The 19,364-nt window shown below is 52.5% G+C and carries 37 protein-coding genes and 2 tRNA genes; 1 reads left to right on the top strand and 38 read right to left on the bottom strand.

The genetic code is table 11. The features are described 5' to 3' along the window. Positions 1 to 68: 68 nt before the first annotated feature. The 15 genes from FHW16_RS26240 to FHW16_RS26170 all read right to left on the bottom strand — a co-directional run bounded on the left by FHW16_RS26240 (position 69) and on the right by FHW16_RS26170 (position 6,931). Positions 69 to 1,364: an OmpP1/FadL family transporter gene (locus tag FHW16_RS26240; RefSeq protein ID WP_182552227.1), complete on the bottom strand. Its 1,296-nt coding sequence runs from the start codon at positions 1,362 to 1,364 to the stop codon at positions 69 to 71. Positions 1,365 to 1,942: 578 nt separating this feature from the next. Next, a complete protein-coding gene (locus FHW16_RS26235; RefSeq protein WP_182552226.1) occupies positions 1,943 to 2,191 on the bottom strand; it encodes a hypothetical protein in 249 nt (82 codons plus the stop codon). Then, the gene (locus FHW16_RS26230) at positions 2,191 to 2,475 is read right to left on the bottom strand and encodes a hypothetical protein (protein ID WP_182552225.1); all 285 of its coding nucleotides are present in this window, start codon (positions 2,473 to 2,475) and stop codon (positions 2,191 to 2,193) included. The genes FHW16_RS26235 and FHW16_RS26230 overlap by 1 nt, the downstream gene beginning before the upstream one ends. Before the next feature lie 60 nt (positions 2,476 to 2,535). Beyond that, on the bottom strand, positions 2,536 to 2,679 hold the full coding sequence (locus tag FHW16_RS26225; protein WP_182552224.1) for a hypothetical protein: 144 nt from the start codon (positions 2,677 to 2,679) through the stop codon (positions 2,536 to 2,538). A gap of 631 nt (positions 2,680 to 3,310) precedes the next feature. Beyond that, positions 3,311 to 3,386 (bottom strand) — tRNA-Cys (locus FHW16_RS26220). Between the two features lie 37 nt (positions 3,387 to 3,423). Continuing rightward, positions 3,424 to 3,501: transfer RNA gene (locus tag FHW16_RS26215), tRNA-Met, on the bottom strand. A 253-nt stretch (positions 3,502 to 3,754) separates the two neighbouring features. Next, the gene (locus tag FHW16_RS26210; protein WP_182552223.1) at positions 3,755 to 4,237 is read right to left on the bottom strand and encodes a hypothetical protein; all 483 of its coding nucleotides are present in this window, start codon (positions 4,235 to 4,237) and stop codon (positions 3,755 to 3,757) included. Then, on the bottom strand, positions 4,234 to 4,500 hold the full coding sequence (locus tag FHW16_RS26205; RefSeq protein ID WP_182552222.1) for a hypothetical protein: 267 nt from the start codon (positions 4,498 to 4,500) through the stop codon (positions 4,234 to 4,236). The genes FHW16_RS26210 and FHW16_RS26205 overlap by 4 nt, the downstream gene beginning before the upstream one ends. Then, the gene (locus FHW16_RS26200; protein WP_182552221.1) at positions 4,497 to 4,778 is read right to left on the bottom strand and encodes a hypothetical protein; all 282 of its coding nucleotides are present in this window, start codon (positions 4,776 to 4,778) and stop codon (positions 4,497 to 4,499) included. Before FHW16_RS26200 ends, FHW16_RS26205 begins: the two co-directional genes overlap by 4 nt. Before the next feature lie 147 nt (positions 4,779 to 4,925). Then, positions 4,926 to 5,513, bottom strand: a complete 588-nt coding sequence (locus FHW16_RS26195; protein ID WP_182552220.1) for a hypothetical protein — start codon at positions 5,511 to 5,513, stop codon at positions 4,926 to 4,928. Then, entirely contained in the window at positions 5,501 to 5,737 is a 237-nt protein-coding gene (locus FHW16_RS26190) for a hypothetical protein (RefSeq protein WP_182552219.1), read from the bottom strand. The genes FHW16_RS26195 and FHW16_RS26190 overlap by 13 nt, the downstream gene beginning before the upstream one ends. Further along, on the bottom strand, positions 5,734 to 5,901 hold the full coding sequence (locus tag FHW16_RS26185; protein WP_182552218.1) for a hypothetical protein: 168 nt from the start codon (positions 5,899 to 5,901) through the stop codon (positions 5,734 to 5,736). The genes FHW16_RS26190 and FHW16_RS26185 overlap by 4 nt, the downstream gene beginning before the upstream one ends. 71 nt (positions 5,902 to 5,972) lie before the next feature. Beyond that, positions 5,973 to 6,221, bottom strand: coding sequence for a hypothetical protein (locus FHW16_RS26180; protein WP_182552217.1), 249 nt, complete (start codon positions 6,219 to 6,221; stop codon positions 5,973 to 5,975). Continuing rightward, positions 6,202 to 6,624 (bottom strand): hypothetical protein, encoded by a 423-nt coding sequence (locus FHW16_RS26175; RefSeq protein WP_182552216.1) that lies wholly within the window; start codon positions 6,622 to 6,624, stop codon positions 6,202 to 6,204. The genes FHW16_RS26180 and FHW16_RS26175 overlap by 20 nt, the downstream gene beginning before the upstream one ends. After that, positions 6,611 to 6,931, bottom strand: coding sequence for a hypothetical protein (locus FHW16_RS26170; protein ID WP_182552215.1), 321 nt, complete (start codon positions 6,929 to 6,931; stop codon positions 6,611 to 6,613). Before FHW16_RS26170 ends, FHW16_RS26175 begins: the two co-directional genes overlap by 14 nt. A 243-nt stretch (positions 6,932 to 7,174) precedes the next feature. Between FHW16_RS26170 and FHW16_RS26165 the strand changes: the two genes are divergently transcribed. Then, positions 7,175 to 7,402 (top strand): hypothetical protein, encoded by a 228-nt coding sequence (locus tag FHW16_RS26165; RefSeq protein ID WP_182552214.1) that lies wholly within the window; start codon positions 7,175 to 7,177, stop codon positions 7,400 to 7,402. A gap of 33 nt (positions 7,403 to 7,435) precedes the next feature. On the opposite strand, the gene FHW16_RS26160 is transcribed toward FHW16_RS26165, so the two are convergent. From FHW16_RS26160 to FHW16_RS26050, 23 genes are all read right to left on the bottom strand, one after another. Next, complete coding sequence (locus tag FHW16_RS26160; RefSeq protein ID WP_182552213.1) at positions 7,436 to 7,678, bottom strand: hypothetical protein; 243 nt, start codon at positions 7,676 to 7,678, stop codon at positions 7,436 to 7,438. Positions 7,679 to 7,706: 28 nt separating this feature from the next. Next, positions 7,707 to 8,120, bottom strand: a complete 414-nt coding sequence (locus FHW16_RS26155) for a hypothetical protein (protein ID WP_182552212.1) — start codon at positions 8,118 to 8,120, stop codon at positions 7,707 to 7,709. Between the two features lie 216 nt (positions 8,121 to 8,336). Then, positions 8,337 to 8,615, bottom strand: coding sequence for a hypothetical protein (locus FHW16_RS26150; protein WP_182552211.1), 279 nt, complete (start codon positions 8,613 to 8,615; stop codon positions 8,337 to 8,339). Positions 8,616 to 8,767: 152 nt separating this feature from the next. Continuing rightward, positions 8,768 to 9,340 (bottom strand): SPFH domain-containing protein, encoded by a 573-nt coding sequence (locus tag FHW16_RS26145; protein ID WP_182552210.1) that lies wholly within the window; start codon positions 9,338 to 9,340, stop codon positions 8,768 to 8,770. Continuing rightward, positions 9,330 to 9,608 carry an SPFH domain-containing protein gene (locus tag FHW16_RS29130; protein ID WP_182552209.1) on the bottom strand — a complete coding sequence of 93 codons (279 nt, stop codon included), beginning with the start codon at positions 9,606 to 9,608 and terminating at the stop codon, positions 9,330 to 9,332. The genes FHW16_RS26145 and FHW16_RS29130 overlap by 11 nt, the downstream gene beginning before the upstream one ends. A 173-nt stretch (positions 9,609 to 9,781) precedes the next feature. Next, positions 9,782 to 10,135 carry a hypothetical protein gene (locus FHW16_RS26135; RefSeq protein ID WP_182552208.1) on the bottom strand — a complete coding sequence of 118 codons (354 nt, stop codon included), beginning with the start codon at positions 10,133 to 10,135 and terminating at the stop codon, positions 9,782 to 9,784. Positions 10,136 to 10,217: 82 nt separating this feature from the next. After that, the gene (locus FHW16_RS26130) at positions 10,218 to 10,370 is read right to left on the bottom strand and encodes a hypothetical protein (RefSeq protein WP_182552207.1); all 153 of its coding nucleotides are present in this window, start codon (positions 10,368 to 10,370) and stop codon (positions 10,218 to 10,220) included. Further along, a complete protein-coding gene (locus FHW16_RS26125; protein ID WP_432652093.1) occupies positions 10,367 to 11,749 on the bottom strand; it encodes an RtcB family protein in 1,383 nt (460 codons plus the stop codon). The genes FHW16_RS26130 and FHW16_RS26125 overlap by 4 nt, the downstream gene beginning before the upstream one ends. 12 nt (positions 11,750 to 11,761) lie before the next feature. Beyond that, on the bottom strand, positions 11,762 to 11,932 hold the full coding sequence (locus FHW16_RS26120; RefSeq protein WP_182552206.1) for a hypothetical protein: 171 nt from the start codon (positions 11,930 to 11,932) through the stop codon (positions 11,762 to 11,764). After that, positions 11,925 to 12,383 carry a hypothetical protein gene (locus FHW16_RS26115; RefSeq protein WP_182552205.1) on the bottom strand — a complete coding sequence of 153 codons (459 nt, stop codon included), beginning with the start codon at positions 12,381 to 12,383 and terminating at the stop codon, positions 11,925 to 11,927. Before FHW16_RS26115 ends, FHW16_RS26120 begins: the two co-directional genes overlap by 8 nt. Beyond that, positions 12,383 to 12,631 carry a hypothetical protein gene (locus FHW16_RS26110; RefSeq protein ID WP_182552204.1) on the bottom strand — a complete coding sequence of 83 codons (249 nt, stop codon included), beginning with the start codon at positions 12,629 to 12,631 and terminating at the stop codon, positions 12,383 to 12,385. Before FHW16_RS26110 ends, FHW16_RS26115 begins: the two co-directional genes overlap by 1 nt. Continuing rightward, the gene (locus FHW16_RS26105; protein WP_182552203.1) at positions 12,624 to 13,019 is read right to left on the bottom strand and encodes a hypothetical protein; all 396 of its coding nucleotides are present in this window, start codon (positions 13,017 to 13,019) and stop codon (positions 12,624 to 12,626) included. Before FHW16_RS26105 ends, FHW16_RS26110 begins: the two co-directional genes overlap by 8 nt. 48 nt (positions 13,020 to 13,067) lie before the next feature. Next, positions 13,068 to 13,313, bottom strand: coding sequence for a DUF4314 domain-containing protein (locus FHW16_RS26100; RefSeq protein WP_182552202.1), 246 nt, complete (start codon positions 13,311 to 13,313; stop codon positions 13,068 to 13,070). Positions 13,314 to 13,383: 70 nt separating this feature from the next. After that, complete coding sequence (locus tag FHW16_RS26095; RefSeq protein WP_246711969.1) at positions 13,384 to 13,644, bottom strand: hypothetical protein; 261 nt, start codon at positions 13,642 to 13,644, stop codon at positions 13,384 to 13,386. A gap of 73 nt (positions 13,645 to 13,717) precedes the next feature. Beyond that, the gene (locus tag FHW16_RS26090) at positions 13,718 to 14,467 is read right to left on the bottom strand and encodes a hypothetical protein (protein WP_182552201.1); all 750 of its coding nucleotides are present in this window, start codon (positions 14,465 to 14,467) and stop codon (positions 13,718 to 13,720) included. A 101-nt stretch (positions 14,468 to 14,568) separates the two neighbouring features. Beyond that, on the bottom strand, positions 14,569 to 15,123 hold the full coding sequence (locus tag FHW16_RS26085; RefSeq protein ID WP_182552200.1) for a 3'-5' exonuclease: 555 nt from the start codon (positions 15,121 to 15,123) through the stop codon (positions 14,569 to 14,571). Next, positions 15,123 to 15,410, bottom strand: coding sequence for a hypothetical protein (locus tag FHW16_RS26080; protein ID WP_182552199.1), 288 nt, complete (start codon positions 15,408 to 15,410; stop codon positions 15,123 to 15,125). Before FHW16_RS26080 ends, FHW16_RS26085 begins: the two co-directional genes overlap by 1 nt. Continuing rightward, positions 15,410 to 15,628 carry a hypothetical protein gene (locus FHW16_RS26075; protein WP_182552198.1) on the bottom strand — a complete coding sequence of 73 codons (219 nt, stop codon included), beginning with the start codon at positions 15,626 to 15,628 and terminating at the stop codon, positions 15,410 to 15,412. Before FHW16_RS26075 ends, FHW16_RS26080 begins: the two co-directional genes overlap by 1 nt. Then, on the bottom strand, positions 15,625 to 16,176 hold the full coding sequence (locus FHW16_RS26070) for a hypothetical protein (RefSeq protein ID WP_182552197.1): 552 nt from the start codon (positions 16,174 to 16,176) through the stop codon (positions 15,625 to 15,627). The genes FHW16_RS26075 and FHW16_RS26070 overlap by 4 nt, the downstream gene beginning before the upstream one ends. Then, the gene (locus FHW16_RS26065) at positions 16,173 to 16,430 is read right to left on the bottom strand and encodes a hypothetical protein (protein ID WP_210278284.1); all 258 of its coding nucleotides are present in this window, start codon (positions 16,428 to 16,430) and stop codon (positions 16,173 to 16,175) included. The genes FHW16_RS26070 and FHW16_RS26065 overlap by 4 nt, the downstream gene beginning before the upstream one ends. A gap of 9 nt (positions 16,431 to 16,439) precedes the next feature. Further along, complete coding sequence (locus tag FHW16_RS26060) at positions 16,440 to 17,183, bottom strand: hypothetical protein (protein ID WP_182552195.1); 744 nt, start codon at positions 17,181 to 17,183, stop codon at positions 16,440 to 16,442. 11 nt (positions 17,184 to 17,194) lie between these two features. Further along, positions 17,195 to 18,670: a hypothetical protein gene (locus FHW16_RS26055; RefSeq protein ID WP_182552194.1), complete on the bottom strand. Its 1,476-nt coding sequence runs from the start codon at positions 18,668 to 18,670 to the stop codon at positions 17,195 to 17,197. Further along, positions 18,667 to 19,364: hypothetical protein (locus tag FHW16_RS26050; protein WP_182552193.1), on the bottom strand; the 698-nt coding region annotated here is incomplete at its 5' end. The genes FHW16_RS26050 and FHW16_RS26055, both read right to left, overlap by 4 nt.

The following is a 19,364-nucleotide window of genomic DNA, read 5'->3' as shown; positions in this document are numbered from 1 at the left end:
CAGAGGATAAATACAGAAAAGCCCGGTAGTGATACCGGGCTTTTCTGTTTGAGCAGTCGATAGATGAATTAGAACTTCATCTTGCCAGACAATGATACGGCGGTCACGAGGTCATCACCGAAGTCATAGGACACATCTGTGCCGCATGGCTGGTTGCCAGTGCACTTTGTTGGGCCGTAGGATCCTGACGAGAGCCAACCGATTGCGCCGCCAAGACGAATTTCAACATTCTTGTTTGGTGAATACGCGATACCGGACGAGAGCAGATAGGTGTCTGTCTGTGTGGTCAAACCCGTTGTGGTGCCCTTGTCCCAGCTAACTTGAAGCTGACCGCTCCAATGGTCGTTGAATTTGTGACCGACGCCTGCGGTTACCGTCCAGCCATCCTGGAACATCAGGTCAAGCGATGTTGCACGATTTGAAGAACTCGCAGAACAACCGCCTCTGGGCTTGGTTGCAACAGGGCAAAACGCGATAACGTCCAGCACACTCCAGTCGACCCACTTAACCGAACCGTAAGCAAGCCAACCTGGAGCAAAACCGCTCTGAAGTTTGATTTCAACGGACTGTGGCATTTTCGCGTGGCCATAAACGTCGGTAATCCGGCCAGGAAGTGGGTTTGAAGGAGTTGCCAACGCACCAGGAATTTCTCTCAGGTCGAGAGTTCCGCCGACTTCTCCGAGATCCACGGCCGCATTATACATGACGCTGGCACGGAGCGCGATTTCTGGAATTTCGTATGCACCACCGATGCGCCAACCTACACCGTCGCCTTTAAGTTCCAGACGACCGGTGCCGTCAAAACCCGCTTTACCGTAAGGTGAAAGAGGAATGCCGCCATTGACCATGCGTGTCTTGAAACCCTCGACTTCCTGATAGGAAACGCCGCCGATTACTCGGAACGAACCTTTTTCAGTAACTTGGAATTTGTAAGAGCACGTCAGGCCCCAATCGTCGGAGCTGATCTTCGTTTCAATGTTCGAATTGTCACCAGCCCAATTGGCACCTGGCTTCGTGTGAACGCCCCATGGCTGGCTGTAGGAGCCAAGGCAGTCCAAATCCGGGGTGATGCCAACCTTGGCACCAAACTTATAAACCGAGTAGTCTGGTGTTTCACTGGCTGTGGACTTTTTGTAATTCTCATTGTCCTGACCAAGGCGCGGATTTGTGGAGGTATCCTTGGCATTCTTGATCTTGCGATCAGGCATTACATAGATCACGCCGCCCTCGGTCGCAAAACGCTCTTCACTGAAGAGGAGATCCCAGTTGTAACCACCGCGCTCAAGGCCACCTGCCTGAGCTGCCGTAGCGACACTGGTTAGAAGAAGCGCCCCACCGATAATTGTGGAAATAGTCTTTGTCATTAAGTCCTCCCCAGACCTGAAAACCTCTGATTAGGCGATAGTGTTCGCCAAATCCTTACGAATTTCTATAGGTAACGAACCTCAGAAAACCTGCAACAAACTTTGACGCAAGCGTAAGACATTACCAAGTTCGCGCATGCGACGAATTATGGCATTTTTGCCCAATTTTGATGGTTAAAGGGATCAAATTTGACGCTAACCCAAAAGGATTAGGGTCAAAATCATCGAATTTAAGGCGATATTGGCTCGTTGTTGCTCAAATGCAACGCGGTCCAAAAATGTCTAAATTGCGGTCTTGAATAGGCAAAACTGAGTTCCCAATTCCTCCGTCCACACCTCACATGTTCGAATCACGACGATGTGCTGTCCAGAACTTCGCAAAGACCGTCGGCAAACCCAGCATTCCAGTCCCGGAACTCATCAGATCCGGGTATGAACGGATTGGGACTGGGATATGAGTGAAAGTCTTGCTGCGAAATCGCCGAATAGTAGCCACGCGTATATGCACACCGAGGGTGAAACTCAGGGCGAAAGAGCCACTTGAAGAAGCGGGCGAGGGCGTAGAGTGAAAACATGGATCAATACTCCTCAAACGGGCAGTTGTGGTATTTCTTGATCAGCTCGTCAGCGCGAGCCAACGCATCGATCTTGGATTCGTAGTCTTCGTCCTCGTGGATCTCAGTCTCATCGTTGTCGGAGTATTCCTTGACGTAGACACAATAGAGCTCCGGAGTTTCGACCGTAGCGTCGCAATAAGTGAGGCAGCCCTCGGCATCGGTTTTCATGGCGCAGAGCTGCACCTCGTATCGACGAGAGCGTTCACTCATTATGCAGCTCTTCTATAGCCGAGCCGATTCATCATGCGATCGAAGCGTGGGAATACGCCGTGATTGATAGGATAGTCGGGAAAGTCATGCGGCTTGAGCTGGCGTTTTAGCCTGTCTTCGAGACAGCCGAGGCACAGCATTCCACCATCCGGCGTCATACCTGCCTCTTTCCAAACAGCATCCTGCACCATGTAGTATTCATTGCTCTCACACGTATCGACCGAGCAATCTACGCAGATGAACCGCGCCGCTATTTCCGCTTCGTTATACTGTTGTTTCATCACGCTTCTCTCATGAGTTGCACATGCTCGTTTTTCTCACGAACAGAGCAGGCGATCGGCTGGTTAGTTCTGGATAAAGTCGACCACGACGGTTAGCAGCGCAACGATGCCGGCCGCGACGGTGATGGCAAGAATCGCTGTCACGACACCAAGCTCCTTCTTGCGCGGCTTGGTATGGAAGAATCCTGTATCTAGGTCATCGAGCATTTGTGGTTCCCCTCGAAGTCAATCACCATTGATTGACGAAACTGCGCGAAGAAATGGCGCATGGGTGAGGAATTGAACCTCACGCCTCCGGCGATCACCTCGGAGGCCGCGAACCTATCTGCCGCCAAACTCTCGGCCCCTAGCTAGGGGGCTTCCCGAATGCGCAAACCGCGCCCTGCAAAGCTCTTGAGACTATCTTCACCTACCGCTGTGAAAAGTCCTCGGCTGCAATGAGCCCCAAGAGCATTCGAATATCGTGCCGTCTTTCCGAGCTGTCAGACCATCCATCACCACATGGATCAGAGAACCTCATTCGCGAGGCGAGGAGTTGAACCTGCTTTTCTCACCAGATCTCGGTCAACGAGCCGGGATCGAACCGGACCACTCTCGGTTGCCCTTTCGGGCGAATTTGGAGCCCCGCCGAGGAGTCGAACCTCTTGGATCTTGGTCTTGCGCACGACCTTGACCACTTGCTCTCTCTAGGGCCACCCCTGACACCAGAAGGACGTTTCGAACTATCCATCCTTTAGTCTTCGAGCGGCGGGACCAATGTGCCGGATCTCTCCCGACTGTCACGCCTACGCTGACGTTTACGCAACGGGCTCTGGCTGCAGCCGCCCCGTTGGTGCTCTGGAGGTGTGGGCTGGGCTCGAACCAGCATCCATGCAGAGTTGCAGTCTGCTGCGTAACCATTCCGCTACCACACCGTAGTTCGTTGCCGTCGCTGTTCAGCGCCAGCCAATTTGGTTGCGAAAGGTCGGATTCGAACCGACGATCTTCTGGTTATGAGCCAGACGAGATAGACCACTTCTCTACTCCGCAATGTTGCCTTTCGGCGAATTGGTTGCTCCGGATTAGGCCCCGGAGCAGGCACGAGAGATAGGCATCCCTCAGAAAGTCCCGCTTATTGCGGTTGGCGCTTTTGTGATGTTACCAGGACAATTACGCTTACAACTTCATGTCTATCTCCTCGCATTTCTGGGACCAAATGTCAATCAATTATGACTTACTATTTTTCGTTAACTGCTTACATTATTCAATATAGCAGATGCGCGCAGGGGAGCGATTGGGTAGATCAGGATTCGCGAGGTTCGTCACTCACGCGATCCATCAACGTTTCCGAGGGAATGCGCGCTTGGGATCCCGAACGCTTCTGCTGCGCTTCTATATCGCGATTGGCGAATGGCAGAAACGGAGCGATTTCCCGATGAGCAAGTCGACGCCAGGTAGGATCTGTTATGGAGAACATCAGCTTGGTTCGAAGGCACTCAAGAAGGTGTTCGCCGCAGTTCTCGAACAGGATAAAGTTGAACTTTTGCTGTCCGATCTCACCTTGGTCGATTATTGCTTGAAACACTTCGGTCAGGTATCCCTGACGACGGTATTGCTCAGCAATCTCTATCGCATGGATGACTAGAACATTGTCTTCTACCTTGTCGTTGATCCTGTAGGAGCGAACAGACCAGTTCACATGCCAAGCACCATCTTGAATGCCTCTGACGCCGCGGAAAGCTTCGGCATCCAGGGCGTCAAACATATACCTTGCGATTTGTCTCATTGTTTCTTTTCCTTCTCAATTAATTCACCCGCGAGCCACTTCTTGAGTGCCAACTGGCCGGCATGGGGTGTGCAGTAATGCTTGCCGTCAATCTTGACGGTCGAAGCGTGCTGACAGAGGTCTGGATCAAGATGCGGACGCTTGTTCCTGTAGCGATTGCGCCAGGTCTGGTTGTGGCCAGGTGCGGGAACTTCGATGCAGCACTGCGGAGTTTGAACCGGAGCAGGCTTGATCACGACTGGTTTGAGGACGGTGAGACTCATTCGACGAGCCCTTTGCACTCGAGCCAGCCTTCTAATTCCTCGATCACTGTGATGAGCTTGTCCCGCGTCGGCTTCGTATCCGCAATCCATTCCGCCTGATCGTCCGGAAAACCGCAGAGCAGGGCGACAACTGCATCGTCGTCCCTAATCCACTCCCGCCCGAAACGCAGCATGGTGCGAACAGTCGTTGCGTCGTTGAACTCATATAGTTCCATGCCGCGGTCGCGGAAGCCTTGACGCCAATTCAACGTGACGGCTGACTCCATTGTGGTGTTCATTTGTCCTCTCCGTGTGTTCAATCAATAATGATTGATATCAATATTCGCGTTGGATCGCGGACGGTAAGTCCAGGTTAGAAACGTCCGAAGTTCGGATTTCTCTTTTGCTTTTCCACCTTAATCTGATGGTTTCTCTCATCGAGTCCTTTACAGAGACGTTCGTGAAACGTCTTCGCCTGAATTTGCAATCGGCTCTGCGTGGTATCTTCCGAGGCGCCGGTCTCCACATTTGATGACATAATTGATAACGCCGCCTTTGGCCGATGGATTCGGATTGAGAGGGTCGCGCGGATCCATGGTTTCCTTAAACACCTTCACCGTCGCTGACGGATATCCCTCAGTCTCGTATTTCGCTACGGGCATATCCGTTTTGGTGATTGGCGCTTCCGACCATTTCTGCGTGTATAGATGGTGAAATGTGTCCATGGTTCGAGGCTTGATGACTTCAATCCTCTCAGGAGGCTCCATCTCCATCTTCATTCCGTAAATAAGGTCCCGCATGGCGCTCTTACCGCCACGATACGCACCGCCGATTGCCCATGACATTGCTTCGGCAGTTAATGTCGTGCCGGTGGGCTGGCCGGTCAGCGGCGTCAGCAGATAGTTGGCGGCTATCTCGCTCGCCATCTTCTTCATGGACTCAGCCATGATTTTCTGAAAAGCCGTAACGTCTGCTTTGGGCTCAACCATGACGACGCCGTCGCTAATAATTTCGGTAAGGGTTAGTTCCGCCATACCGGCCTCGCAAGATCAATCGCGTCATTTGGCACATATTCAACAATGCCGCCGCTGCTCAGAATCCGGACGAAACTGTCATCTGTAACCGGCAATAACTCGCCTTCAATGCGCTCGCCGCAGCGCAGGTATAAAATAACACTCTCAAGCTTGCGGGGGCCAATATCTTGGTCGCCCCTGGCTTCCCGCGAGATCGCCGCGATGATCCGTTTCATCGCACTCATGCGACCACCTCTAGTTTTGACTTTGGTCGTTCGATCTTGGCACGCTGGATCGTTATCCAGGCGCCTAAGACTCCGACTTGAAGCTTGAATTCATCTTCTGAAACCTGCTGAACGCGCATTTTTCCGTCTTGCAGCGCTGCGTTGACGAGGATTGTGTAGAGCATGCGGCTCTCCAATGTCAATCATTATTGACTTACTTATTAACGGAATCGACAACGGGTGTCGGGCGGTTTAGTTAAGCGTCGTTCGCTGCGGCTACATCCTCAGCGCGCTTCTTCATCCATGCATCAAAATCCTTGTCGCGCTCCTTCTCGCCAAACCGCATTGAAATGCCGATTGCATTCATCAAGGCGCTGCGATGTGCCGGCGAGTAGTCAGCCAGCCGCTTGATGGGACAGGGATCCGCCGGATGCAGTTTCAAGAACTCACGACGCATCGCTGAAAGAAAGCCCTCGGTTGCATATTCAATTCTCTGACGGTTCACGAAAGATTTCCGATCTCAAAAGTATGTTGTTGACTACGACAGGCGACCAGCTCTTTGCGCGCAGTGGATAGATGCCGCTCTTGTTCAGAATTGCTGCCAATTCACGAAGTGATATAGCGGGATTTGCCGCGATTGCTTCGCGAAGTATTGGCAATACCGTCTGGTCGCGCTTTTCCGCCTCCTGGCTCCGGAGTTCAGAGGCCGCTTTCGTAGCAATCTTGCTGCGTTCAACCGGCGTCATCTTCCGGTCCACTAGCTTTTTGCCAGGAACGATCTGCTCAATAAGCTCAGGATCCTTGATCAACCGGTTGCGAATGGACGCAATGACTGATCCGCCATTGGCGCCAATGCCTGTGGCGATCATTTCATTGATCATGGCTTCGAGAGAATTATTGGATGGCATGGTGTGGATCCGCGTTGACACCTTCAAGATTGGTAGCTGCGTCGAGCAGAATAGCCATCAATTGCTCATTGTTAAGAGCAAGGTTCAAAGCGAACAGTTTCTGTCCCATCCAATAGATCGCGAGCTCGTCCTTGGTCATGTCCTCAACTCGCTTAAGCAACCCTTCCTGATTTACTCCGTGGGAGAACACCTTTGATGAACCATCGGGTGCCATGATTATGCCACAATTGATTTCACCAAACACTTTATCCACAGGCAGAGATTCACTCTTTACTTCCTTGAACAGGTTCGGCGCGTTGCACGACATAAAAACTAACTCCTTGATTTAAATTATTAATGTTGTTCATTCTTCTATTCATTATAGCTAAATTTCGGTGGGCTGCACGAAATTCCACTAGATGACAGAATGTCGCACCTGACCCGGATATTTTACCCTTTGGTCATAATTGACCGTTCCTGCACAGACTCTATATTGCCCTTGTGGGAGATTAATGATAGGAATTCAATCCTAGAAATCACCGAGTATCATGCCAAAGAAAGATAACAAAAGATGCGCCATGCTGAGTATGCCGTCCTCATCTGCCAACTGACAACCGCGATTGAATACGCCGCCGCGAAGTTTTTCGCGGAGCGCAAAATTAGCTTCAATCTGGACGACTTTAACGCCTACAAGTCCGTGAACCTTGAGGATGTTTCACGCGACCTAACGCACTTTGGCGCAGATACGTTTCCAATCAGCGATGATGAGAGCGCGCATTCAGCCGATAAGGCTGCTTAGGTAGAGTTTAGCCCGCTTTCGGCGGGCTTTTTGTTATTTGTGGAGAACTTTATAGGCGTCCTCAATGTCGCTGTTACTGATAGGAAGGCACTTATAGGTCTGCGACAGAATAGGGCGTCCCTTGGAATCGAACTTATCGATCGGTTCCGCAGCATTCATCTTGACGATCCGGCTCTGACATACATCCCGCTCCGTGATGGATCCTGTATGAACGACGACCTCGGGGCCAGGAGCGCCACCGAGGACTTTAACAACAACCATCATTTCAAGGATCATCACGTCTCCGTATGCAAGTGAATTGGGCTTAGGCAGCTTTGGCCACTTTTGCCATTTCAAGTGCATTCCGTAAAGTGTGAATAGGGAACCTGCAGCCGCGCCCGCCACTCAGTGCTTCACACTCGACCGGATAAACGGGAGCGTTGGAATTGAGGCCCACAACTCGAAAGCGGCGACCTTTGTGCGTGAGAATGGTGTGAAAGGCTTCATTGGGCAGTCCGAAGTAGCCTGCGTCAATTCGGAACTTCTTCTCGCCTGGGCGGAGTCCGTCTGATGGCTTGCGAACATTGACCTGAAGGTCAATGCGACCCTGCGAAACACCGGTCTGTCCGCCATTTGGTCTGAAATCAACGCCGAAGCGATCGCCAACTTCTTTGAGAGCAAGGCTAATGGCGTGTGTGATATTCGCGTAGGCGATCTTGTCGAACTTGTCGATCTGCATCCGTGTCATCCTTTTTGCGTCTAAATGATCCTTTCCCTTTCTTCGGGCGGATCTTCTGCTGTTTGAGGTGTCCGGACGCCAGCGCCCGAGCAATCGGATTTCGTTTCATTATATCGTCTCCTTGTGCGTGAAAGCGCATTGTAGTTCAGAGAACGAAATAACGAAATCGTCATATCGTTACTATCTCACGAAGCACTTTGGGTTGAAATCGGGTATCTATGCTGCCTTTGAGTCCCAATCTCGCTTGAGCTGCTCGATGCCACGCATTGCATCTTCGTGGACGTAGCGAGGGTGTCTTTGCCAGAACTTCATCTTGCGCTCGCATATGATCAGTTCCTTGGATGCGTCCTGCTTTTCGACGCGCGTGCCATTGGCAAGGATAAAAGTTAAATAGAGGTAGTTTGCGTAATGGCGCAGATAAGCGTTCGTGCCGTTGATGCGATCAATCGAGCCAGTGAAGTCTGATTTGTTGTTCTCATCGTAAATCAAAGCCATCGCGCGTCTCCTTCGTGTTGCGATGATTGATACTCGCACGCGCTGAAATGGCGATCGGCTGGTAAATGCGCATGGGATCAGCCGTGGCACGCTGTAGACAACGAAAAAGGGCGTGCCGCAGCACGCCCTTTCGTTTCAGCCTGGGAGGACTGTTACTTGATGTTGACGAAGGGAATTGTTGAGCCAGGCACGAAGCTCGTCGGCAGTTTTCCATCCCATCGCTCGGCTTTGGTCAGTTCAACCAGGTTCGGGCTTTCGCGCAGAGCGTCAGACTTCGCTTTAATCGCACTGGCCTCGGCTTCACCCTGCAGACGCACACCTTCAGCAGATGCCGTTGCGCGGGCAAGATTAGCGTCAGCCTCGGCCCTCGCATTGGTCACGGTGATATCGGCGGTGATTTTGGCCTGCAGAGCTTTCTGCTCAAGCTTCTTGACCTCTACCTCCTGCGTCATCTTCTCGGCTACGTTCTTTTCGTAGCCATCGGAGAACGAGAAGTTCTCGATCTGGACACTCACAATCTCGACCGGACCTATAGCGTCCCTGATCTGCGCGGAGAACTGCGCGCCCAGCTCAGCACGTTTCTGGATGGCAGTATCAGCTGTGAACTGACCGAAGACACGCTCAAGGCTCTCGGAGATCCTGCGATCAATCATCTGGCGAACGGCATTCTCTGCCGTGCCGTAGCGGGTGTAGACCTCAAGGATTGACTTCGTTTCAGCCTTCACGCGATACCTTGTGAATCGTCGCCGTCTGCGCATCGCGGGTATAGGCCTCTATGTTCTCATACTGGGCGAGACCATCGCGAAGCGAAACGGTATGAGCTTCAGTAATGAATGGCCACTTCCAATGAAAACCAGGTTCGGACACGCCGACGATCTTTCCTTGAGTGATAATCACCGCTCGTTCGCCTTCATCGACCGTGTAGAACGAAGTGACGCTGAGAAACGCCAGGGCGAGAAAGACGATACCGGATAGAATGTGAATTGGACGCAAGGTAAACCTCATTTGCGTTTGTTGTGGGAATTGAACCGGACGTCGCCGATCAGTTTGTAGACGCCGTAGCCCAAGAGCAGGGCAATGACTGCGAACCCGAGACTGGCCAGGAAAAATTGCATGATGCTTCTCGCTCGGTTGGAAGGATGATCACTCCGAAGAGTTGCTGGGGGCTACGATCGGAATGCGAAGCCCGGCACTGAGCCAAAGCCGGGAATGATAACATCGCCGATGTGGGTGAATCCGCACTCATCGGCGGACTTGCTTTCGCCCACTGCAGCCGGCCGGCTTTTGCCATCGTCGTAGATGCCGATATGGCTGAGTTCTTCAAGTATCTTGCGTTCTTGGCCGGCGAGCTCTTCCAGCATCAGTTGAGCAGTGCGTTCACGAACAGTTTCGCTTGGCGTCCAGCCTTCACGACCGACGCTAATGCTCATACCTCCGTCGCGAATGTTTCGTGCGCGGCGACGTAAAACCGTGAGTTCGCCAGCAAGCTTCGTGCCGAGTTCAATATTTGAAAGGTTCATATTTGTTCTCTCTCTCTTAAAGATAAGTCAAAATTGATTGACTGTTGCAGTTATAGCAAAGCTGATCAGGGCTGCATCTGGATTATGTAGATTCCTGATCAGACAGTTTATTATGCGCCCTAATACTGCACTCGATGGCGTCAAGCGCAACGTCCAGATCGCGTGGACCTGGCAGACCATCCTTGGCGATGATCTCCAGGATTTCAGCAATCTCCCGGCGGAGGTCTTCACTCATTTTCTGCCTCTATCCCACTTCTGTTCGCCAGCCATGATTGAGCCGTAGGGAATTACCGAGTCCACCAGATTGGCGAGACCGAATTTGTGGATTTGCTGCGTGACAGCGGCTGCGTTCTTGTAAGCGCCAGGTAGTTCTGACAAATCTGGCGTTCCGGAGTAGGAGCGAATGTCTAGACCCTCCGTCTGATCTTCAAAGATTGCTTTCTCCATGATTGGAGACAGACCTTCCGGATCTCCAAACTTCGCGGCTAGACCGCGCAGATAATTCTTGCGTCCAGTGTTTCGTCCGGCACCATGCGGCGCAAAGCCAAGGGCTTCTTTCTTATCTGTTGGTTCAGCGATCAGGATTGGCTCGCTCATATTCAATGGGATCAAAGTCCGTCCTGTTTCGTCCGCCGCAAAGCCCTTGAAAGACGGCGTTGCGCCTTTTCCGTGATAGAAAAGCCCATCTGTCCGCCGGAAGACAAAGTTGTGTTCGTTCCACATTTGCCCGACGACCTTGTTACCGAGGATTCGCGCAATCGTATCGTGAATTATGGCGTGATTGGCCTTCGTCCACTCGCGCACAATCTGGAGTGCCTCCCAATAGGACTCGCCATCGGCGCTATTCGCATCGATCCAAGCATTGTGCGATGGGATCCGCGGTGCCACAATCGAAGTGTGCCGTTTTGCTGCAGCCATGCCTCGCTTGTAAAGCTGGGCGCCGACATTGCGCGAACCGTGATGCGTGACGATCGCTGGCTGTCCTGTAGATTCGAGCGTGCCGACGTAAAGGAAGTGATTGCCGTCGCCCTGTGTTCCCATCGCATAATCACCGATATTGTTCAGACCCTTTAGGAAGTGGTTCTGATCGAACTGAGCATGGAGCGCTGGGCTCATATTAAAGTCTTCCCGGCCGCCAGGTCCGAAATGCGTAACCTTCATTGCGATATCCAAGATCCGCTTCAGATCGTCCTGACGATTGAAGACTGTCATGAACATCGAGCAGCAAATATCCGCTGAATGAAAGCCAGGATGAATCGCATCCTTTGTCGCAACGACACCGCCTACCGGGATCGTTCCAAGCTGCGAGCCAGCAGGACAGGCGTCCGGCATGATAGCGCCAGAAACAATCGTAGGAACTCGCAAAAGAGCGTCCATATGTGCGTTGACCGAAGCCAGATTTGCACGCTCTTCGTCGTTCTCCGGCTCAAGGAAGACGCTGTAGGGAATGGAGTTTGTGCGCATGCCGATCTCAACCGGAACGTGATCCTTAAGCGCGTCGAAAATTTCCTGTTCGCTCGCTCCGAGACGCTCCATGTTCTGAGCCTCTTCCAGTGCAGAGCCGAACCATTTGCCCGTAGGAAAGCCCCACGAGATCAGCTTGAAACCATCAATCAAGTTATTCTCCTATTGTTCGTCATAGAGACGAAGGATTGCGATAGCCGCATCCGTCTCGCGCAGCGACAGTTTTTCCGAATGCTCAAGTAACCACTCATCGAGACTTAACGGCTCAAGATCGGGGCGGCTGTCAATTATTGCGTTGGCAATCTTGTCGATGGCTTCGTGGTTATTAGTCATCGGAATCTCCTCTGGCCTCTGCGGCGTCGGCACAATCCGGACAGCGACCGTTGTAACCGTCTCCGCCTTCCGCATACTCCTCTAAGCAATCCCGACAGGTATCTTCGACATCGAGACCTGCTGCTTCGTTCGATACCCAAATCCAGGCCTGAACCCATGCGCCCGGATCAGCACCAGGTGAAACGGCGGCATCTTCATCGATTTCGAGCTCGTGATTGGCGGCTTCCCTTGCCGCAGCGAGATACGGATCGTTCGGATCAAAGTTGGCCTTGCTCTCATCGATCTTTGCGGCGATTGAGCGATAGTCCTTGGCTTCTTGTTCCAGACGTTCACGTAAGTCGCGAAGCTCTTCGAGCCAAAATAACTTGGCATCGCGCTCGTTGCCGTCCGCAAAGGCAATCATTGCTGCTTTAACGTATTCGAGCTGCTTATCGTCAAAGTTGATCCACATCAGAGCCAGTCCTCGATCTTCTTTGCGCCGACCTCGAACATGCCAAGAGTCTGGTTCCAAGGAATTGCGCCAATTACGTTGAGGTCAGCCATGCAAAGCGAGATGGCGATCTCACCCATCATCGGATCCGGTTCATACTCGTAATATTCCCACCAGAGTTTCGCGGCCTCTTCCGGGGAAGATGCGCGCACGAGGAGCGAATTGTCGTCGTCACTGTAGCGTTCGTGCACGTGGTAAAGATCAATCATGATTGACTGACTCCACCAACTCATCAATTTCTTCATTTGATAAGTAGGATGCGCGACCGTTACGAGCGAGCTCCTCGATGGAGTGTGGAATGCTGAATGTATCAAGCCGCTGCCATAGCCGAAGCGCGGCAATGATGATGTCACGAGCCTGCTCGGAGACGCTGATTGCAACATCCTCTGCAATGACGTGATCGTCCTCGACCTTCTCCGGATCATTGTCCGAGATATCGAAATGGTCATACTCATCGACATGTCCGGTTGGCACCCATTGGCCGACGAATGTCCAGGCTTTGACCTTGTCTTTGGCGTCCTGTGCATTGTCCGCATCAACGACGGTCTGATAGCGCACATATGCGTCCTGCAGCTTCTCTACGATAAAACGCGGCATCTCTGTGTGTCCTCAAAAGTAAATCAATGATGATTGACTAAATTTATATCAAATATCGTTAGGAGCGACAGAGGAATCTTCGTCATTCGGAAGGATTCGAACTTTGTCTTCCGGAGAGACAATCGACAGGGTGCGACCGTTGTCCCACTTCATCGCTGTCTGCCATCTGCCTTTACCGATATGTGTCGAGTCCATGGCAACTGTGCCCTTTGTGCCCACTGGAATAGGGGACGGGTCATCAGGCATGTGAACGAGTTCCAGACGATCGCCGGCGCGATAAAGCGGATCAAGCATCAGTATTCTCCACCATCAAACGAAAAGAATAGGCGCGCCCCTAAGAGCGCGCCGATGGGATTGTTAGGTCTTACGGACCGGTTCCAGCACCAGCGCTACCGACGCTGAAGCCTGGATCAGGCGAGAAGCCCTTAAAGCCGAGGCGAGGATAGTCACACTTGCGATCGAACTGATCCTTGGGCGTCTTACGCTCGCATGAAAGATTAGTCTTGAACGCGTAGCCGGCGACATACTCGTATTTGTCGTGAGCCTCGAATGTGCCGGTCGTGCTGCAGCCTGTAATGGCAAGCAGAGAAACGGCTGTGATTGCAGTGAATAGCTTGTATTTCATGATCCCTCCTTGGGATAAATCATAATTGATTGATATTGGCGTGCCTGGGACTCGCCGATGAATTGTGTTCTGCTTAGGCGGCTGCCGGCGCAGGGGTAAGAATGTCGCGAAGCTTGGACGCGATGACCGAGTTTGCATTCAAGGTCAGCTTGTTCTTGTCGCGGGTGGCGATCTTGAGAACTTCGAAGAGCTTCATGATCTGGCCGGACTGGCTCATCGCCGTGCCCTGCTTGTAGCGAAGCTTGAAGGAGCTCGTCAGGTCGCTCGCGGTAAGCTCCTTGCGATCATCCAGAAGTTTGAAGGCCTGAACGACGTAGACGGACGGTTGTTTTCCGACGCTGATTGCGGCGAAGATATTCTCGAATTTCTCCGCGATTTTCTTCTGGGATGGAACGGCCGCCATGACAGTCGCTTTATTCGCATCAAGGTCTTCTGGCGCTCCTTCCAGCACGAAGGCTGAAGGGTCGATCGACGCAAGGTCACGCGGCGTGCGTGGCACGGCTGGCGCCTTCGGAGCGCGCGGGGTCTTTGGAGCTTTCGCTTTCTTTGCCGTCTTGTCGGCTTTTTCAGCCAATGTATCGACGGCGATTTCGGATTCCTGCTCCTCGTAATGCGCCTCGCGGTCGATTGCGCGCAGAGCAGCTGCTTCCTCGCTTTCATTGATCTCGGTATCTTCGATCGAAAGCTCACCGAGCAGGTCGTCCTCGACGGCACTGGTTTCGATGATTTCATCATCGCCAAGATCCAAGTCGTCAAGCAATGCGCCGATCGCTTCCTGATCGGCCTCCGTTATTCCAGCAGTCGCATTCTGTGTCTCGGGCATGTCAATAATCTCCTCTGCAATGTCCGATAAGTCATTGTTTTTGCTTACATTGTCTTTATAGCGCATGATATTTAGGGACACTAATGGTAAGAGGATGGATATTAAGCTGCGATTGAAACGTCATCATCAGTGGGCTGGAAGTAACCTTCTTGCTTGGCGCGGAAGTAGCACTCCATCATGACCTTCACGTCGTAGTCCGCGGCATGTGCGAGGGCGGTGTCGTAGGGAACGTTCATTGCAAAGGCGAGCTCCTTCAGCGACGGCTTCTTGCCGTCCGGAGTTGCCCATATTCCAGCCGCCATCGTGTCGAGAGTTGGCTTCTTCGGAAAGACGAGACCAACACGCGAGCATTCGTATGCAAGGAATGGGCCATCGAACCAGTCGCCATTGTGCCAGACGATCAAATCAGCCTTCTCGACAACCTTGATCAAACTCGGCGCGATCGCGTCCCAGGTAGGCTTGCCCATTAGGTCAGCTGACGAGATTCCATGGACACGCTGGGCGTCGGCGGCGATCGAGCGCTGCGGATCAACACGTTGGTTGAACTCGTATTTAAGTATGCCGTTGGACCACAGGCCGGCGTAGACCTCGATGATCCGATGATCACCCTTCTCCAAGCCGGTCGTTTCAATATCGATACCCGCTTCAATTGGCATTACTGCAACCTTTCATAATCTGCTTTGCTGATGCCGCCCATCTGGTGGATCAGTTCGATGATGTCGTTCTCGAGCGGCGAGGGCTGGCCGGTAGCCAGGCGCTCATGCCGGTCGTATTCCTTCCAGAAGCGCTCATTCAGTGCGTCGGCGCACTTTTTGGCTGTAGCCTGCGAAGAGAACCCGATTTCGACTCCAGGAAGCTGTGCGGCGTTAATATGCGTGATGGTTTTTCCCATTCGCAGACACAGACGCCAGGTGCCGCTTTCATTGCGTGATGCAAATGCCATCAGGAAAGATCCTTAGCTTTTTGCTCACATTCGGCTCGCGCTTCCGAAAGGCTGGCATGAAGACCGGAATACACGATCCGCCCCTTGTGCATGACACCTGCAAGATACGGATCGATTACGCGATCCACGTGATCGACGGTCATCGTGATGTCGCCGCTCTGGCGAAACATGCTCTTGCCCTTGTTCAGGGTAGGTGATTTCCAGCTTACTTCGCTCATAAGTGAATCCAGGTTTTCCGCGCCAGAATGTTGGCGATCGTTGATCTTGCAACGCCTCGCTCTGCCGCGATTTCGGAAATGCTCTTGTGGGACTCGCGGATCGCTATAACGTCGGCACTCGACAGCTTGGCATTCGAGTTCGCTGAACCGCGTCCGGTCTTGAGGCCTGTGTTATGCGCGTGCTTCTCGTTATCGCGGCCAGTGGACCATTCGAGCTGATAAGTGCCGTCCGCCTGGTAGAGCGCGTTATTCTCCTTATTGCCGTCGATGTGATTAACCTGCGGTAGATTGAGAGGGTTTGGCAGAAACGCGAGGGCGATAACGCGGTTCACGAGAACGGATTTCGTGATGCCCAACCACGTCATATTGAAGAAGACGCGACCGGACTTTTTCTGCACTGTGTATTTGACCAGACGCAGATCCCCACCCACTGTCGTCCCGTCCTTCGATGCATAGCTGCGCCGATAGATCGAGCCATCTTTTTGCGGAATGATGTATCCAGCGTTGATAGCGGATAAAATCCATGCGTTCTTCTCCTCTGGTGTCATTTCGCTTTTGCCTTCTTCGAAGCTTGACGCAGTTCCTCGTGGACAGCGCCAATCACGTCAAGATCATCACGCGGGACCAGTCCGGAAACGCTGTCGTAGATCGCGCTGACCAGGATGAAGAGCTCACGCGCCGTAATCTTTCTGGCGTTGTAGCGTTTCACCCACGTCTCGACGGTCTCGAGCGATTTGCGACCGAGCTCCTGTGCGAAGCTCGGCCATTCCGTTGCATCATTTGTGTGAGTATCAGTCATCATTGATTTACTTTATAGCGTAAATCGTTTGGGTAGCTCTCGGTATTTCGATCGTTTTGCAATGACCTCCTCATAGCGATCAAGAAAGAAGTTCTTCGCTTCCCACGGATCCATCATCTTAATCTCGTAGGGAGCAACTCGGGTGTCGTCGTGAAGTTTTCCACTTCCCCACTCTTCAGTGGGATCCTTGGGCACAATCTGGATCACTTCGGCCGCAGTAACTGCCTCGTCAGCGATTTTGATCTCTTTTGGATACGGGTAGATCAGATTGAGAGCCTCAGCGCCGGCATGTTCATTCAAATCCTCGACGATCTTGAACGGAGCGCGGAACAGCTCGTCATATTTGAGCGGCCGGATCAGATCGCCATTGTAAGCTTCGGAGCCGTCGTGGAAGAGTCCTTCGAGTGCGTATTGCGGCAGGCCGAGCTCCTTTTCCAGGTAGAGCGAAACATAGACCGAATGTTCTGCAACCGAGTAGAAGATTTTGGTGCGGAATATCGGATGCTGTGTTGCGCCGTTGTAGCGGCAGCGCGTTGCGAGGTGATGAGCGACAACCTGCGGATCAACTTCGTCCGGCCGAGGATCGAGTGGGTAATATTTGCGACCGTTCGAGGTGTGCATGTAGCGACCCTTGCGGGCCGGCACTTCAACCTGGAAGAACTCGGTGCCATCATTCGTGCTGAAATCCGTATGCCGGCGCACGGTGACGGTCTCCTTTGGACCGTTGATGCTTGTGTGTTTGTGAACAATGGTCATTTCACTCTCCATTACGCTTTGTCGATCAGACGCCGAACGGTCTTGCGGCAGATTTTGAGTTCCTTCTCGATCTTGCGCAGCGACATTCCACCTGCGTGCAGTTTGAGAGCCTTTGCATGACGTTCCGAAAGCTGCTCGGCATTCGTTGTCTTTACGGGAGCCGGCGTTGGCTTCTTTGTTAATGCGGCGCGACTTTCACGCTTCAAACGTGCGCCGCGCTCCTTTGTGGTTTCGCTTTCGATCAATTTCCCGTCCACATGCAGGTCGCCGTTAATCATCTGGACGTGTTGCGTTGTGATTTCCGCCACTTGTGCGGGGACAGTTGGAGCAGCAGCTTTGGCTGCCTCGCGGAGCGCCTGCACCGTAATTGACGGCTTCTCAGCGCCGTCATCGAGCGCTTTGGCCGCACCATTTACGCCGTGAACAATTCCAGGTGCGTTTTCAATAAGCGAAGTTATCTTCAGCCCATCGCCTTTGGGGCCTGTGATCCGAACCTCTTCCAGCACTCCGACGTGATTTCCCGCGATAACATCAGCCAAGAGCCGGCTCGCGGCATCATCCTTTGTCATCGGCTGGTTCGAGCGAAGAAGATCGTGAACCGTTTTGGGAATTTCACCGACGATATGATAAGCGGCAACGCGCATCTTGTTGGGTTCGCCAAGTGGAACGGCTATGACTTCTTCCGGCGCGATTTTCACCATCATGATAACGTCGCCGCTAAAACCATGCAGATAACCGCGTCGAGCAATATGAAGCCCAGACGAGCATTGAGTTCGGCGGCTCGGATCAACGAGATGTTCATCCATAACAACGCGCGAACCGACTTTCTGTATGACCTTGCGAGAATGACAATCTACGATTTGGTGGTCGGATGTATTCGTGAGAACCTTGTAAGCAATGATCGAGCCATCCTTTGCGATAGGAAGGTCGCCTTTCTGCATGAAATGCAGAAGTTCTTGAACAGAGTGGCCGCGCTTATCAATGACGGATGCGATCCGCTTCATGAAGTTCTCGACCCCTTCGGTGTCGCCCGAATTGATTGCGTGCTCAATATGCTTTTCGAGCGCCTCAATGCCCGGCACTTTCGATCCGCCGATGATGGCAACGATGGTGTCCGCTTCGGGATTAGCCGCCGGAACACCGTATCTGTGACCGTCCACAACGCTAGTTTCCGCGAAAGCTTCAACATTCTTGGACGCATCGTCTTCCGCAGATGGGCGGAACCACTGACGAACAGAAGCAACTTTCTCGCGAACAAAACGGATGAATCCGCCCGTCTTCTGTTCCAAGTGCGCGTGAACATCGAAGGTCGCTAGGTCAATCTCGACTTTCTCGTGGCGCGCAATGTAGGGCGTCACCTTGTCCATGATTTGCTTTGTGCGCCAACTGTCGAGCGCAAGGTTCGTTTCGCGGCCATCCTCATGGTAGAGCGTAATGCCCTTGGCGCCGGCTATCGCGCCAACGATAACTACAATGGTCTTGTTCATGCTGCCTCCTTCATGACGGCGGCACTCGCCGCATAAGTCAATTTTGATTTACTGTTTGAGCGCTGCAAATAGCGAATTACCCCGATCAGCTTTGCTCGCTTTTCTTCATCCAAGAGAGATTTGTTTTCGAGCCAGCTGGAACCGACGAGGAGGGACAGATAAGCAAACTTTTTGTCTGCTTCGATCTGTCTGACAAATAAATGCCCGAAAGTCTTTTGAGCTGCAGTTCCAATCTGAACGACGACCTCTAGCGGATCGACGAAGCCGTTCGGCAACTGCAATTCTTGCCCACCGGGAAACACTCTAAGAATGTGGATGAGCTGGCGTGCTTCTTTCCATATTTCGCCAATCGTTACGCGATCCGGAAAGATGGTTTTCGCAATGTCCGAATGAAGGTTTGCCAGCTCTAGCGCTACGTCACCAACACTGCTTGCCCAGCGTGCGAAAGCGCCGATAACGAATGCGCGATCCTGCACGGCAAGTCCATACTGGACCTCTCGAATCTTCCCAAGCTTCTGAAGACGCCTGACAATTTCTTCCGCCACGTTCACTGCGCCGGCCTTGCGAAGTTTTTCCTCTTGGAGCTTGGTTGTGATTATCGTAAGCGCCGTCTCCGCCCCATTGGATTGGCTATATTTTGAGGCTTGCTGCGTGTGCGAGAAGGTTTCCAGGACTAACTGGAGATTTGCATGGC

This window comes from Phyllobacterium myrsinacearum, assembly GCF_014138285.1.
Taxonomy (GTDB): Bacteria; Pseudomonadota; Alphaproteobacteria; order Rhizobiales; family Rhizobiaceae; genus Phyllobacterium; species Phyllobacterium myrsinacearum_A.
This window is presented reverse-complemented; position numbering and strand designations above follow the sequence as displayed.